Source organism: Rhodococcus sp. T9N (assembly GCF_024436645.1).
GTDB lineage: Bacteria > Actinomycetota > Actinomycetes > Mycobacteriales > Mycobacteriaceae > Rhodococcus_F > Rhodococcus_F qingshengii.
In genome coordinates, this window is sequence record NZ_JAMSKS010000002.1 from 113,429 (window position 1) to 126,707 (window position 13,279).

The 13,279-nt window shown below is 62.5% G+C and carries 13 protein-coding genes; 6 read left to right on the top strand and 7 right to left on the bottom strand.

Going from position 1 to position 13,279, the window contains the following annotated elements:
- Positions 1–4 precede the first annotated feature (4 nt).
- Both purQ and purS read right to left on the bottom strand, forming a co-directional pair.
- A complete protein-coding gene (purQ, locus tag M1L53_RS04350) occupies positions 5–682 on the bottom strand; it encodes a phosphoribosylformylglycinamidine synthase subunit PurQ (RefSeq protein WP_003945887.1) in 678 nt (225 codons plus the stop codon).
- The gene (gene purS, locus M1L53_RS04355; protein ID WP_003945817.1) at positions 679–918 is read right to left on the bottom strand and encodes a phosphoribosylformylglycinamidine synthase subunit PurS; all 240 of its coding nucleotides are present in this window, start codon (positions 916–918) and stop codon (positions 679–681) included. The genes purQ and purS overlap by 4 nt, the downstream gene beginning before the upstream one ends.
- Positions 919–1,083: 165 nt before the next feature.
- Here purS and M1L53_RS04360 point away from each other — a divergent pair, with 165 nt between their 5' ends.
- Complete coding sequence (locus M1L53_RS04360) at positions 1,084–1,731, top strand: MBL fold metallo-hydrolase (protein WP_037132300.1); 648 nt, start codon at positions 1,084–1,086, stop codon at positions 1,729–1,731.
- A gap of 8 nt (positions 1,732–1,739) precedes the next feature.
- Here M1L53_RS04360 and M1L53_RS04365 read toward each other — a convergent pair whose 3' ends face one another.
- The 4 genes from M1L53_RS04365 to M1L53_RS04380 form a co-directional block, all read right to left on the bottom strand.
- A complete protein-coding gene (locus tag M1L53_RS04365; protein ID WP_054188012.1) occupies positions 1,740–3,110 on the bottom strand; it encodes an Ig-like domain-containing protein in 1,371 nt (456 codons plus the stop codon).
- A 227-nt stretch (positions 3,111–3,337) separates the two neighbouring features.
- Positions 3,338–4,042 (bottom strand): DUF2334 domain-containing protein, encoded by a 705-nt coding sequence (locus M1L53_RS04370; RefSeq protein WP_007734443.1) that lies wholly within the window; start codon positions 4,040–4,042, stop codon positions 3,338–3,340.
- Positions 4,043–4,136: 94 nt separating this feature from the next.
- Entirely contained in the window at positions 4,137–4,634 is a 498-nt protein-coding gene (locus M1L53_RS04375) for a glutathione peroxidase (RefSeq protein WP_054188033.1), read from the bottom strand.
- A gap of 47 nt (positions 4,635–4,681) precedes the next feature.
- Positions 4,682–5,617: an iron-siderophore ABC transporter substrate-binding protein gene (locus M1L53_RS04380; protein ID WP_054188013.1), complete on the bottom strand. Its 936-nt coding sequence runs from the start codon at positions 5,615–5,617 to the stop codon at positions 4,682–4,684.
- A 277-nt stretch (positions 5,618–5,894) separates the two neighbouring features.
- On the opposite strand from M1L53_RS04380, the gene M1L53_RS04385 reads away from it, so the two are divergent.
- The 3 genes from M1L53_RS04385 to M1L53_RS04395 all read left to right on the top strand — a co-directional run bounded on the left by M1L53_RS04385 (position 5,895) and on the right by M1L53_RS04395 (position 9,342).
- Complete coding sequence (locus tag M1L53_RS04385) at positions 5,895–6,719, top strand: sucrase ferredoxin (protein ID WP_228232457.1); 825 nt, start codon at positions 5,895–5,897, stop codon at positions 6,717–6,719.
- A 125-nt stretch (positions 6,720–6,844) separates the two neighbouring features.
- Entirely contained in the window at positions 6,845–8,122 is a 1,278-nt protein-coding gene (locus tag M1L53_RS04390) for an acyl-CoA dehydrogenase family protein (RefSeq protein WP_007734440.1), read from the top strand.
- The gene (locus M1L53_RS04395) at positions 8,119–9,342 is read left to right on the top strand and encodes an acyl-CoA dehydrogenase family protein (RefSeq protein WP_054188015.1); all 1,224 of its coding nucleotides are present in this window, start codon (positions 8,119–8,121) and stop codon (positions 9,340–9,342) included. Before M1L53_RS04390 ends, M1L53_RS04395 begins: the two co-directional genes overlap by 4 nt.
- Positions 9,343–9,470: 128 nt before the next feature.
- On the opposite strand, the gene M1L53_RS04400 is transcribed toward M1L53_RS04395, so the two are convergent.
- Positions 9,471–10,883 carry a C4-dicarboxylate transporter DctA gene (locus tag M1L53_RS04400; RefSeq protein WP_007734438.1) on the bottom strand — a complete coding sequence of 471 codons (1,413 nt, stop codon included), beginning with the start codon at positions 10,881–10,883 and terminating at the stop codon, positions 9,471–9,473.
- A 119-nt stretch (positions 10,884–11,002) separates the two neighbouring features.
- Here M1L53_RS04400 and M1L53_RS04405 point away from each other — a divergent pair, with 119 nt between their 5' ends.
- Positions 11,003–12,589, top strand: a complete 1,587-nt coding sequence (locus M1L53_RS04405) for a sensor histidine kinase (protein WP_007734437.1) — start codon at positions 11,003–11,005, stop codon at positions 12,587–12,589.
- Positions 12,586–13,275 (top strand): response regulator, encoded by a 690-nt coding sequence (locus M1L53_RS04410; protein WP_003945570.1) that lies wholly within the window; start codon positions 12,586–12,588, stop codon positions 13,273–13,275. The genes M1L53_RS04405 and M1L53_RS04410 overlap by 4 nt, the downstream gene beginning before the upstream one ends.
- The last annotated feature ends 4 nt before the right edge of the window (positions 13,276–13,279 follow it).

The following is a 13,279-nucleotide window of genomic DNA, read 5'->3' on the forward strand; positions in this document are numbered from 1 at the left end:
GCGATCAGGCAGTGACGATCGCGTCGAGGGCCGAGTAGAACAAGCCCAATCCGTCGTCACTGGGACCGGTGAGAGCCTCGGTGGCGTGCTCGGGGTGCGGCATCAAACCGACGACCCGGCCGTTGGCCGAGGAGATGCCGGCGATACGACGCTGCGAGCCGTTGGGGTTCTCCTCCGAGTAACGGAAGACGACGCGGCCTTCGCCCTCGAGTTCGTCGAGAACCTTCTCGGACGCCTGGAAGCGACCTTCACCCGACTTGAGGGGGATGAGGATCTGCGCGCCGGCCTCGTATCGCGAGGACCACGCCGTGTTGTTGGCTTCGACCGTCAACCACTCGTCGCGGCAGATGAAGTGCAGACCCTGGTTACGGGTCAGGGCACCGGGCAGCAAACCTGCTTCGCAGAGGATCTGGAAACCGTTGCAGATGCCCAGGACCGGCATGCCGCCCTTGGCTGCTTCCACAACCTTGCCCATCGCGGGAGCAAAACGTGCGATCGCGCCGCAACGAAGGTAATCGCCGTACGAGAATCCGCCGGGCACGATGACCGCGTCGACACCCTTGAGGTCTGCATCGCCGTGCCAGAGTTCGACAGCTTCACCGCCGGCCAGGTTCACTGCCCGAGCCGCGTCGATGTCGTCGAGCGTGCCGGGGAAAGTGATTACTCCGATACGTGCGCTCATGCCTCGACTCGCCTGACGGTCCAATCCTCGATCACCGTGTTGGCCAGCAGGCCTTCGGCGATCTTCTCGAGTTCGGCGTCTTCGACACTGCCGTCGATCTCCAACTCGAACCGCTTGCCCTGACGGACATCGGATACTCCTGCAAAGCCCAGGCGAGACAGTGCCCCGACAATTGCCTGTCCCTGGGGGTCGAGAATCTCGGCCTTGGGCATGACTTCGACGACGACACGGGCCACGTGCTGCTCCTCGGTACTAGTGCGCGAACCCGGAGTGAAACGCTCGGGTGATGGCCAGTTTACCGGGCGGACCCGAGATGGTTCGCATCGAGTGATCGGGGCGTGACGGCCACCACCTGTGAAACCCGCCTGCGAGTCCCTTCGGGGCGGCGCATACTCGAAATCATGCGACTGACACATTTTGGCCATTCCTGTGTGCTCGTGGAGTTGAACGGCTCGAAGATCCTCTTCGATCCCGGCAACTTCTCGCACGGATTCGAAGGCATCACCGGCCTCGACGCCATCCTCGTGACACATCAACACCCCGATCACGCCGACCCTGCGCGGCTGCCCGAACTGGCCGAAGCGAATCCCGACGCCGTGCTCTACAGCGATCCGCAGACGGCTGAAAAGCTCGGTGGGCGCTGGGCCGGCGTCCGGCCGGGCGACCGGTTCAGCATCGGCGACGTCGAGGTGACCGGAACGGGCGGAGAGCACGCAATCATCCATCCGGACCTACCGATGATCGACAACACCGCGTTCCTCCTCGGTGACGCCACCAACCCGGCACGGTTCATGCATCCCGGCGATTCCCTCTACGTCCCCGAACAAAAGATCGACGTTCTCGCCCTCCCCGCTGCCGCACCGTGGCTCAAGATCTCGGAGGCCATCGACTACCTCCGCGCGGTGGCGCCGCGCGTTGCGGTTCCCATTCATCAAGCGATCATCCGCGACGAGGCCGCAGGCATCTTCTACGGTCGCTACTCGGAAATGGCTGCCGACGGCACCGAGTTCCGAGTTCTCGGCGAGGAGTCGAGCGTCGAAGTCGCCTGATTCGGTTCTCACGCACTCACATCGACGATGATCCAGCCGGTGCTCGTGCCACCGGCTGCGTCGGTGAGTGTGTAGAGAATCCTGTCGGTGCCTGCCTTCGTTCCGGCTTCGAACACCACTTCGCCGTTTTCGAGCTTCACGGTGCCACCGAGAAGTGACGTCGCCCCGACGCCGGTCACTTTGATCGAATCTCCGTTGCTGTCATGATCATTCGCGACGGCGTCGACGGTGACTGTGCCGCCTGAGCGGACCCGCGCGGTGTCGAGTGCGGCGTACGGCGGGATCGGGCTTGCCGTGTACCGACCGACGTCGTCGAGTCGAGCCGAGGCAACCTCCGCCGCATCGACGATGGCAGCGAATTCGGTGCCGTCGAAGCGCGAGAGGTCGTTACCGTTCATGATGGTCGATCCCTCGGCGCCGCCGCCGTGGTAGTCGTCGGCATAGAAGTTGTGGCCCAACTCGTGGCGGAGAACGCGGCTGAAGTTGCCGTCGGACTCGGCACCGACATGCGCGTAGCTGTGGTCGAGTTCGAACTTCGAGTAGTAGGCATTTCCGCCACCGGATGCGCACACGACGGTCGCCTGATCGACGCTCGACCCGACCTGATCGGACCACAGATCTTCCAACTGCTCGAGATTTTCACAACTGCTCGAGTACGGATCACCGGCGGAATCTGCCCGTAGGACAACTCGACCGAGGGCCGGCCGAATCCCGACGTCTCTGATCCAGATGGCAGCGGTGCGGGCCATTGATTCCTCGGCCCGATCCAGAGCGACGGCGGGACTGCCTGCGCCGTGCGCGGAGTACCACTCGCCACTGAGGTCCAGTCCCACCACGAACTGCTTGACCGTCTTGCCGACCCTTGCGGCCGAGGCCGGCGCAATGGCGGCGGTGGGCCACTTGGGTTTTGCGTCGATCGGCGCCGTGCTGCGACCGACCACGTCGGATCCGACGAACTCGAGCGAAGCACCACGATCGAAAATCACCTGCCCTCGCAGTGTTCCGGCGGAGTCGACGATGGCCGAGACTATTGCGTCCGGACGCCCTTCCACGCTGCCGATGTACGAACGGGGCGCCGGGATCACCGCGTCGGTCAGCTCTCCGTCGCTGTCTTGCACAGCCATCGAGAACTCGGATCCCCGCAGGTTCATCTTGTGAAGGCGCAGTGTGAGTTGCTCACCTTCATCGTCGACGGTTGCGGTGCGGACGCCATCGCTCGATCCGCTCGACCCGCCGTCGACACTGCCCGTCGGCAGCGTGTGAACCGCGCCGGTCGGAGCGGCAGACGCGAGCGCCGGAACGAACGCAGCACAGACTACTGCGCCCACAGCCACGGCGAAAAGACCCTCGGCCGACTTGGAGAACACTCTCGTGCGCATGGCGAGATTCCGATCCCATCGACTAGCGGCAGATTAACTGCACGCACTCTAGCAGTGGGAGAGTTGGCTGACCCAGCGCTCTAATTGAACGTCCGTTTTATGCGATTTTGACCCACTCTGCACTACTACCAGCAAGGAAGTGGAGAAACGCGAAGAGTCTGCCCGCTCGGACAACCCGGACAGATGACATAGTCTCGTAGCTATCAAATAGTTGCCAACTGCCGAATTCAGGCAGCGCCGAGCTCCTGAGACGGGGAGTTCCACCGATACACCTGCGAGTCGGCTTCGTGGAAGAGGGCAAGGTCGACGGCGTCGAGGACGGCCTGACGTGGGCCCTCGTTTCCCAACTGCTTGGCCGTGATCGACAATCTGACCAGTCCCCCACGTTTGGCGGCACGCCCGGCTCCGAGAACCAATGCGCGACACCACCACGGCTCGGCCTTGAAGCCTTCGCCGATCCCGAAAACCCTTCCCCGTTGCAAGGTTCCGCGGGTCAGATCATGTACTGCCCCGAGGCCTGCCATCGTGCGAAAGCCCGTCTCCGGCAACACCGACATGGCACCGGGCGACGCCACCCAGCGCGGCGGTGCGAACACCCGGGTCCGAAGGCCTGCATGCTCGAGAACGCGGTCCGCAGCGAGTAGTCGCAGTTTCGCTTCGTGCTTCGACAGAGTGGCGAACTCGGCTCGGCGACGCTTGGTCGCGGCCTGGTCGTAGCCGTGCAGAACGATGGCATCGCCGTGCTCGCGACGCTCACGCAGCCAAGCCGTCGTCACCGCGTCGTCGGCCAGTCGGTATTTGTCCTTCAGTCGCGGCGCCACCAGGAGCGACAAGCGGACACCTCGAGTGTCCATCTCGTCTGCGAATCCGGCAGCGAGATAACATGTCTCGTCTCTGATTCCGGATACCGACACGATCAGTTCTGCGGACATACTCCGATAGTGGCAGCTGTGGGTGAACAGCACACTGCCGCCGGATGATCATCCGGCGGCAGTTTTCAGCGCACCTACTGGTTCTTGGAAACCTCTAGTTCTTGGGAAGCGTAGCTTCGATCGCGGCGACAACCTCGGGTGCGTCAGGCTCGGTCCGCGGACGGAAGCGGTTGACGACGGTGCCGTCCGGTCCGATCAGGAACTTCTCGAAGTTCCACTGAATGTCTCCCGCAGCGCCTTCGGCGTCGGCCGCCTTGGTGAGCTCGGCGTACAGCGGATGCTGGTTTTCGCCGTTCACCTCGATCTTCTCGAGAAGCGGGAACGTGACGCCGTAGGTAGTGGAGCAGAACGTCTCGATCTCTTCGGCGGTACCCGGTTCCTGCCCCATGAACTGGTTGCACGGGATACCGATCACGGTCAGACCGCGATCGGCGTACTCGCTGGCCAGCTTCTCTAGCGCCGAGTACTGCGGGGTCAGTCCACACTTGGACGCGACGTTGACCACGAGGACGGCGCGGCCGTCGTATTCACCCAAAGAGGTGGGCACGCCACCGAGGGTGTTGATCGCGATGTTCTGTACTGGAGTTGTCATAGGCTCCAACTTAGCGACTCTCTCGCGCACTGCTCCTTCGCGCACTGCTAATTCGACGCTCCGAGAATGCGATCGAGGTCGTCCAGAACGGTGAGGCCGCCGAGCGGTCCGACGCCGGTGATCCAGTAGGACATGTCCACCAGATGCGGGTTCGGGAAGAATCCGGCGTTGTCTGCCACGGCCTTCGGCATCGTGCCGGCATCGGCCGGTTTCGCGGAGGTGACCAGGATGAGGTCGGCGTTGGCTCCGGAGACGAATTCCGGGGAGAGGTCGACGGAGATCGAGTTCTCCCAGTCGCGTGCGGGAATCGTGAGTCCAGCACATTCGAGAGTGCTTCCGGCAAACGACGTGGGTCCGTACAGCGTCAGAACGTCGTCGCGTGGGCGGATCAGCTGAGCGGTCTTGCCCTCGGTGCTGTGCTTGCTCGCCACCTCCTCGCAGCGTGCCGTGTAGTCACCGAGCAGTTCACCTGCCTGATCGGTCTTGTTCAACGCCTCTGCGACGAACTGGACGTTGTCCTGCCACGGATCGGTCTGAGTTGCCATGTAGACGGTCGGTGCGATGGCAGCGAGCTGCTCGTACAGATCACCGTGCCGCGATTCCGTTCCGATGATCAGGTCCGGGCTCAGTGCGACGATCTTCTCGAGGTTCGGTGCCGCGACGGTTCCGACCATCTCGATCTCCGCCGCCTTCTCACCGAGGTACGCCGGAACGCCGGTCGTCTCGCTGAGTACCGCGGTGCCCACGGGAATCACGCCCAGCGCTACCGACGTGTCGAGCTGAACCGGCTCGAGCACGACAACTCGCTGCGGATCCGTCGGTACGTCGGTAGTTCCACGGGCGTGGGTGACCGCGTGCACGGTGTCGGGCTGCATCCCCGGGTCATAAAGATCGTCACCGCCACAAGCAGTCGTCGTTGCCACTATGGCGGCGAGGACGAAACCACCCAGCATGTACCTCGTCCGCGAGTTACTGCGTTTCATTCACAAACTCCTGTTACCGACTGCTTCCGACCGTCACAGCCACGTGCATTCACCGCGGCTGAGCAAAGGATTCACCATCCAATAGTCTGGTGAGCCTAACCTACGAGACTGGAGCCTCATCATGTCTTCCCTCCCCTGCCACAGCGACGGTGTCCTGGGGAAAGGATCTATGCAGTGCCTTTCGGAATTTGTCGCCAATCCGCAAACCAGTCGACGCCCTCACGCCTGTACACGGCAGTCGTCGACCGCCGGCGAACCTATGGTCGGTCGCGCCGGAATGACACATCTGTGGGTATTGATCGAGCATCCCGGCCCCTGGCCGGCGTCCGCCCCTGACGACATTCTCCCCGTCGCGCTCACCGAAAAGATCTACGCAGCGCAGGGCCGTATCCGTGTCGTGGTGATCCGGCGGACCCGCAACCGCCGGGTGCTCACCCCGACGTGTGTACTCGCCTGGACGGACGGCACACGCCAATGGATGCGGGAAGGGGCGGTCGACCGATACGAGGACCTGTCGGTACTGCCGTTCGAATCGATGGCCGCCGGAGCGGAACCCGACTTCGGCCGCTCCCGCACGGAACCGCTCTTCGCAGTCTGCACGCATGGAAAGAAGGATGCGTGCTGCGCGGAACTCGGCCGCCCGGTCGTTTCGGCGCTGAACGCGGCACAGATCGCAGATGTGTGGGAATGCAGTCACATCGGCGGAGATCGTTTCGCGGCCAACATGATTGCGTGGCCTGCCGCAGTCTATTTCAGCCGACTGGACGGCAACTCCGCAATCGATACTGCCGAGAAATACCTAGCCGGAGAATTGGAGCTGCTGCACCTGCGCGGCCGGGCGGCACTGTCACAGGCCGCTCAGGCAGCCGAACATGCTGTCCGACGCGCCACCGACATCGTCGCCACGGACGCACTCGAGAGCATCAGCGAGAGTGTCGACGGAGAACACACGACTGTCGATCTTCGGTTGGAGGGGAGAGACTTTCGCGTCGTCGTTCGCTCCGGTCCTCCAGGGCTGCCGTTCCGACATGATTGTGGTGCCGGAGGGACCGTCGAATGGAGCGGATGGACCGTCGAGCACGTTCACGAGCAACCCCACTGACCACTCGATTTCGACAAGAGTGCCCGGCAGGCCATCGAACCGAGATTTGCGCGGACTGACAACACTTCGAATCAGGTCGCGATGAAGGATCGACGCCCCTGGTGTTTACAGCTTGCATTCTTCCCATGACCACCGCACTGACGCCGAATGCCGTACCCCGGTCTGCTGATCCGATCAAAAGTGAGGTCGACTACGAAACACTGGCAGAGAAATTCCGTCCGATCTTCGCGGACATCGCACAAGGCGTCGTCGAACGCGAACGCGATCACGTGCTTCCCTTCCAACAGATCGACGCGCTCAAGAATGCAGGCTTCGGCGCCGTTCGGGTGCCGACAACACACGGTGGATCGGGTGCGAGCATCCCGCAATTGATCCGCTTACTAGTCGAGCTGTCAAGCGCCGATTCCAATATCACCCAGGCCCTGCGCGGACATTTCGCGTTTGTCGAAGACCGACTGGTCGCCGACCCCGGCCCGGAGCGTGACATCTGGCTCCGACGCTTCGCGGAGGGACAGTTGGTCGGCAACGCATGGACCGAAATCGGCGACGTTGCATTGGGCGAAGCCAACACCAAGGTCTCGCCCGCACCCGATGCCGACCATTTCCTGGCGAACGGGGCAAAGTTCTACAGCACGGGTTCCATCTTCGCCGACTGGATCGACCTGTACTCGCAGCGCACCGACACCGGCGCATTCGTGATCGCGGCGGTCGAGGCGAGACAACCCGGTGTCACACACAGTGACGATTGGAACGGGTTCGGCCAGCAGACGACTGGCTCCGGTTCGTCCGTCTACGAGAACGCAATTGTACAGCCGGAGAACATCTTCGACTTCTCGACGCGATTCAAATACCAGACCGCGTTCTACCAATTGTTCCACCTCGCCACTCTCGCCGGCATCGCCAAGGCTGCTACGATCGAGATCTCTCGTCGAGTTGCCTCTCGTACTCGAACCTTCAGTCACGGCAACGCTCCGAGATACGCGCAGGATTCGCAGATCCAGCAAGTTGTCGGCGAGGTGTCCTCTGCTGCCTTTGCAGCCGAGGCCGTTGCACTGCACGCAGCACAGTCGTCCCAATGGGCTTACGAAGCCGCATTCTCCGGCTCGCCGGAGGAAGAGAAGGCCGCCAACATCGCAGCCGAAATCGATTCGGGGCGAGGGCAAGTCGCCTCGATCGGACTCGTCGTGCCGGCCACGGCCAAGATCTTCGACGCACTCGGTGCTTCCGGAGTCAGCCGCGACCTCGATCTCGATCGATTCTGGCGCAACGCCCGCACCGTCGCCAGCCACAATCCGGTCGTCTTCAAATCCAAAGTTGTCGGCGACTACGAAATCAACGGAACCGAACCGATTTACGTGTGGGCCATCGGGACCGCACCGACCGAAAAGGATGAACAGGCATGACCGTGACCAGTGAAACCGAAGTCTTCGTCGGCGTTCCCGACACATCCGAGGGCTGGATCGACCGGGCTCGCGAGGTGAGCAACATCCTTGCCGCCGACGCACTCGCCCGCGACCGAGCCGGCGAACCACCGTTCCGAGAAGTTCAGCTGCTCAAGGACAGTGGTCTTGTGACGCTCCTGGGCCCGGTCGAGTTCGGCGGCGGCGGGCAGCGATGGGAGACCGCCTACAAGGTGGTTCGGGAGATCGCCCGCGCCGACGGCTCCATCGGACAACTGCTCGGATACCACTATCTGTGGGCATGGGCAGCCAGATTGGTCGGAACCGATCCGCAGATCTCCGCTGTCGAGGAGCTGTACACGAGCAACCGATTCTTCTTCGGCGGCGCGGTCAACCCTCGAGACACCGACCTCACCGTCGCGGACCGCGGAGACACCCTGGTGTTCAACGGTGTGAAGTCGTTTTCCACCGGCGGCCGAGTCACCGACCTCACGGTGCTCGAAGGAATCATCGACGGAACTGCGACGCATGTGTTCGCAATCGTGCCGACTGCTCAGGACGGCATAGTCTTCCGCGGTGATTGGGACAATCTCGGGCAGCGCCTCACCGATTCCGGCAGTGTCGAGATCAACGACGTCGAGGTCGACTGGGCAAGTGCGGCAGGCTTTGTCGACAAGGAATTCCAACCTCTGGTCTACAACACCCTGAACTTCCCGGCGATCGAGATCGTGTTCGCCAACTTCTACCTCGGGATCGCTCGTGGCGCACTGGACACTGCCGCCGAGTACACCCGAACCCGTACGCGTCCATGGCCGTACGGCGGTGACAACCGCGAAATCGCAACCGACGAGTGGTACCTCCGTGAGGGCTACGGCGACTTGCAATCCAAGCTGTGGGCAGCGGAGGCCTTCGTGGATCAGGTCAGCCGTGAGGCCGACGCAGTGCTCCACGACGCTCGCGAAAACCTCACCGAGCAGGCTCGCGGCGACCTCGCCGTACGCATCGCGGCCGCAAAACTTCGCGCCGCCGACGTCTCCTTGGAGATCAGCAACAAGATCTTCGAACTGACCGGTGCCCGAGCCACGTCCAACGACGTCGGCCTGGACATCTACTGGCGCAACATCCGGACGCATACCCTTCACGATCCGCTCGCGTACAAGCGCCGTGAAGTCGGTAGTCGTTTTCTGACCGGCGAGATTCCCGAACCGACCTGGTACACCTAGCCACGAACAGAAAGAGACCGTCGCACGGTTGGTGCGGCGGTCTCTTTCATCGTTACGACCAGGATCACTGATCGTAGATCGGGTTCCGCGCCTGCAGCGCAGTCAAACGTTCAGCAGAGCGGACGTTTCTAGTGATGGCTCACGAACGACTGTTTGGTGCCGGTCGGAGCCGTTTCGAGCTTGTGCTGCTCTTCTTCGTCCTCGTCGTCGAGCATCGTGGCTTCGTTGAACGGAATCTTCCCGTCGAGTACCTCGACGACGCGTTCCTTGTCGATCGTCTTGGTCCAGGCGCCGACCAGGAGAGTCGCAACCGCATTGCCCGAGAAGTTGGTGATCGCTCGCGCTTCCGACATGAAGCGGTCGATTCCGACGATGAGTCCGACGCCGTCGAGAAGCTCGGGGCGATGGCTCTGCAGTCCGCCTGCCAGCGTGGCCAGACCGGCGCCGCTGACTCCGGCAGCGCCCTTGGAGGCGATGATCATGAACACCAGCAGCGAGAGCTGTTCACCGAAACCGAGTGGCTGTCCCATGGCGTCGGCGATGAAGATCGAGGCCATCGTCAGGTAGATCGCGGTGCCGTCGAGATTGAACGAGTAGCCCGTGGGAACGACGATGCCCACCGTGGTGCGCTCGACGCCTACGTGCTCCATCTTGGCGATCAGACGCGGCAGTGCCGATTCGGAGGACGACGTGGCGAAGATGAGCAGGTACTCACGGGCCAAGTACTTGACCAGCTTGAAGATGTTGAATCCGGTGACGGCGCGCAGCAGCGTTCCGAGAACACCGAAGACGAAAATCAGGCAGGTCAGGTAGAAGCCGATCATCAGGGTGCCGAGCTGGACGACGGCGTTCAAACCGGTCTGGCCGACGACGCTGGCGATGGCACCGAAAGCACCGATCGGGGCGAGCCAGAGGATCATCGTCAGGATCTTGAACACGAGCTTCTGGATGTATCCGACAGCCTTGAGGATCGGTTCACCCGACTTGCCGAGCGACTGGATCGCGAAGCCGACCAGAAGGGCGACGAACAGAGTCTGCAGCACGCTGCCGGCTGTGAGGGAGGACAGCATCGACGTCGGAATGATGGACGCGATGAAGTCCCAGGTACCGCCCGCGCTGTGGGCCTGATCTGCAAGCTTGGCCACGGAGGCCGCATTGGGCGTGATGTTCAGGCCACTGCCCGGGTTGAGCAGGTTGCCGACGCCCAGGCCGATCGCGAGTGCGATGGTGGACATCCCGATGAAGTAGGCGAGTGCGAGGCCGCCGACCTTGCCGACCTTGGCCGCCGCTCGAACCGAGCCGATGCCGAGCACGATGGTGCAGAAGATGACCGGGCTGATCATCATCTTGATCAGGCTGACGAACAACGTGCCGAGTACACCGACGGACTTACCGAACTCGGGTGCGAGCCAACCGACGAGGATGCCTCCGATGACCGCGACGATGACGCTCATGTAGAGCCAATGCGTCTTGTCGCGCTTTGCCTTGGTGCCCTCGGGCTGTGGGGAACCGTCTACTGTCCCTGTTGCCGTGCTGCTCATGGGGTGTCCTTTGGATCGGATATCTGTGAAGTGATCGGGATCACTTCGAGTCGTGGAGAATTCTTGTTGCAAACAGGTGGGCCCGGAAGTTTGTGTTCATTACGTTCAGGAGGCGCTCGATGGTCGAACGAAAGACCGGCCGACGTATGAGCGTCGCCAGGCAGATCCTGCTCCTGCAATTGGCGTTGTTGGCGCTGGTCATCGGTGTGGGAGCCGCGCTCGCAGTTGTCGACGAACGCCGAGACAGCGACGACGCGATCCGCAGGCAGGTGAGCTCGATAGCGCAGACTCTCGCCCTGTCGGATTCGACGGCGGCAGCCCTGACGAGTCCGGACCCGACCGCGATTCTGCAACCACAGACCGAGAAGATCCGACAGGCAACCGGCGTCGATTTCATCGTGGTGATGGCGCCTGATCGCACTCGGTTCACCCACACGAGCCCGGAGCTGATCGGTCAACTCTTCACCGGGAACATCGACCGCGCACTTGCCGGCGTGACCTTCACAGAGACGTACGCCGGGTCGCTGGGGCCGTCGATCCGCGCAGTCACTCCTGTCTACGATTCCGGCGGAACCTTGGTCGGTCTGGTTTCTGCCGGTGTCACCCGCGAGCAGATCAGCAAGCAGTTCGCCCAAAGTGTTCCGGTCATCCTGTTCGTTGCCGGCGGCGGTCTTCTTGCCGCCCTCCTGAGTTCACTTCTGGTGAGTCGGCGTATCCGGCGACAGACCCTGGGGATGGCGCCGGATGAACTGCGCACCATGTACGAACACCACGACGCCGTCCTGCACAGCATCGGTGAGGGTCTGGTGGTGATCGGGCGAGGCCGAAGCAGAGATGCGCGAGTGGATATCGTCAACGACGAAGCGCGTCGCCTCCTCGATCTACCGGACGGGCCCGTGCCACTTTCGTCCATCCCCGAGACCATGCGAGTCGACGACGCCTCTCCCGCGAAGGATCAAGTGCACCTAACCGACAAGCGTGTGCTGGTGGTCAACCAACACCCGGTTGAGTGGGAGGGCAACAGAATTGGCACCGTGCTGACAATTCGCGATCACACCGAATTGCAGAACGTACTCGGGGAATTGGATTCGGTACGCAGTTTTGCCGAGTCGCTTCGATCGCAAGCCCACGAGAGTGCAAATCGTCTGCACACGATCATCACGATGGTCGAGTTGGGCCGGAACGAAGACGCAGTGGCCTTCGCCACCAATGAATTGCGAGTGTCCCAACAGTTGATAGATCGTCTGATGAATGCGGTCCACGAGCCGGCGCTCGCCGCACTGCTGCTCGGGAAAATGAGTGAAGCGGCCGAACGCGGGGTCGACCTGACCATCACCGAAGACACCGCGCTCGGTCCGGTTCCTTCGCTCAATGCACGCGAGTTGGTCACGCTGGTCGGCAATCTCGTGGACAATGCTATTGACGCATCGCGCGCGAGCGAGTCTCCGTGGGTGGAAGTGACGGTAATGGAAGAGGATTCGATGATGGTTGTTGCCGTCGCCGACAGCGGCCCGGGAATGACACCCGAAGCACTCGAAAAGGCCAAGGGCCGTGGCTACTCCACAAAATCCGGCTCTCGCGGACTCGGTCTCGCACTGGTCTCTCAAGTTGTGAAACGGCACGGCGGCACGCTCACCAGCGAGCCGGCGATGGGCTCCATGCTGGTTGTCCGTATCCCGCTGCGCGAGGCGGAAGCACCGCGATGATCCGTGTGCTGATAGTCGACGACGAACCGTTGATCGCCCAGGCGCACCGTTCGTACGTCGAGCGTGTGCCGGAATTCGTGGTCCACGGCGTGGTTCATTCCGGGAACGCCGCCGTGCGTGCAGTTACGGCGGCCAACGCCACCGACCAGCCCATCGACCTGGTCCTGCTCGACATCGGGTTGCCCGACGCCAGCGGTCTCGACGTGGCTTCCGCCCTGGGCGGTTTGCGGCCCAGTCCGGACATCATCGCGGTTACCTCGGCGCGCGATCTGGAGGTGGTCCGAAGCGCCGTGGCTCGCGGGATCGTCCTCTATCTTCTCAAGCCGTTCACTTTCGCAGCATTCCGCGACAAGCTCGAGCGCTACCTCGAATATCGTGCAGCGCTTCCCGCTGGAGAGTCTGCGGTCAGTCAACACGACATCGACCGCGCGATGTCCGCGCTACGAACGTCCGACGATCGAGCAGCGGCACCGAAAGGCTTTGCGTCTCAAACACTCGGACTCGTCGCAGCGTCCGTCCGGGATTCGGAAGGTCCTGTGACCGCCGCCGAGGTGGCAGCATCGGTCGGCGTGTCCCGGGTGACAGCCTGGCGCTACCTGGAAAAGCTGGCAGACGACGGCATGCTCACCCGGGAGACCGAGTACGGGCGCGCTGGGCGCCCTCAGGTTCGTTACCGCAGAACCTGACAGT

Coding starts and splice junctions, on each gene's coding strand:
- purQ (WP_003945887.1), bottom strand. CDS start 682: ATGAGCGCACGTATCGGAGTAATCACTTTCCCCGGCACGCTCGACGAC.
- M1L53_RS04390 (WP_007734440.1), top strand. CDS start 6,845: ATGACCACCGCACTGACGCCGAATGCCGTACCCCGGTCTGCTGATCCG.
- M1L53_RS04385 (WP_228232457.1), top strand. CDS start 5,895: ATGACACATCTGTGGGTATTGATCGAGCATCCCGGCCCCTGGCCGGCG.
- M1L53_RS04395 (WP_054188015.1), top strand. CDS start 8,119: ATGACCGTGACCAGTGAAACCGAAGTCTTCGTCGGCGTTCCCGACACA.
- M1L53_RS04400 (WP_007734438.1), bottom strand. CDS start 10,883: ATGAGCAGCACGGCAACAGGGACAGTAGACGGTTCCCCACAGCCCGAG.
- M1L53_RS04375 (WP_054188033.1), bottom strand. CDS start 4,634: ATGACAACTCCAGTACAGAACATCGCGATCAACACCCTCGGTGGCGTG.
- M1L53_RS04405 (WP_007734437.1), top strand. CDS start 11,003: ATGGTCGAACGAAAGACCGGCCGACGTATGAGCGTCGCCAGGCAGATC.
- M1L53_RS04410 (WP_003945570.1), top strand. CDS start 12,586: ATGATCCGTGTGCTGATAGTCGACGACGAACCGTTGATCGCCCAGGCG.
- M1L53_RS04360 (WP_037132300.1), top strand. CDS start 1,084: ATGCGACTGACACATTTTGGCCATTCCTGTGTGCTCGTGGAGTTGAAC.
- M1L53_RS04380 (WP_054188013.1), bottom strand. CDS start 5,617: ATGAAACGCAGTAACTCGCGGACGAGGTACATGCTGGGTGGTTTCGTC.
- M1L53_RS04365 (WP_054188012.1), bottom strand. CDS start 3,110: ATGCGCACGAGAGTGTTCTCCAAGTCGGCCGAGGGTCTTTTCGCCGTG.
- M1L53_RS04370 (WP_007734443.1), bottom strand. CDS start 4,042: ATGTCCGCAGAACTGATCGTGTCGGTATCCGGAATCAGAGACGAGACA.